This is a genomic window from Vibrio sp. AIC-3 (assembly GCF_013114515.1).
Lineage (GTDB): Bacteria > Pseudomonadota > Gammaproteobacteria > Enterobacterales > Vibrionaceae > Vibrio > Vibrio crassostreae_C.
This window is the reverse complement of sequence record NZ_VTXG01000082.1, coordinates 1-632: the sequence shown is the minus strand read 5'-3', so window position 1 is coordinate 632 and position 632 is coordinate 1. Positions and strand designations below refer to the sequence as shown.

Sequence of the window (632 nt, the reverse complement as noted above, 5' to 3'; positions counted from 1 at the left end):
TCTTTTGAATGGACTGTAATCGTATCGGTTAGGCTTTGCCCTTCACCAAGCTGGTCAATTGCAGTGCCACGCGTTGTTGCTACGCCACCAATAGCGGCTCTATGCCCAGCATCGGCATGGTAATGCCAGGTGCCATCGGTGAGTAAGATTAGATCGCCATAGGTGCCGTGATAGTCGTAACCATTGCTGCCTTGGCGTTCAAATCCTGACTCGCCTACATCGGGGTCTGTGATGGTCAGCTTGCCATCAGCATAGAGTGTTGTATTGCCAAGTGTGGCGATGCCTGAGTGAGCATAGTCGGGTGACATGTCGACACCCGCGCTGTTTTCGGTTATTGAACCAGTATCAACGCCAGCGATTTGGGCTTTATCGCCAACAGCCGAGAGCGTCGTTGATGCGCCAGTGTGTGTCACACCACCGTGGGCATCTTTGACATCATAGCTAAAGTGCACCGCTCCGTTGTAGTCTTTTTCTGGGGTAAAGGTGAATGTGCCATCGCCATTAATTAATATCGAACCGTGGTCGGCGTGTAGGTTTTCAATGGATAATTTGCCAATATCGTTGTCATCAACATCGCTAGTATTAGCCAGTAGCTGTGCTGGGGTAAGGACAATTTTATTATCTTCTAAGCC

The 632-nt window shown here is 49.7% G+C and carries 1 protein-coding gene; it reads right to left on the bottom strand.

Annotated features, from left to right (window positions below; translation table 11 throughout):
• Positions 1-632, bottom strand: a 632-nt coding sequence (locus F0229_RS21710; RefSeq protein WP_171733701.1) for a cadherin-like domain-containing protein, incomplete at both ends; no start/stop codon positions are given.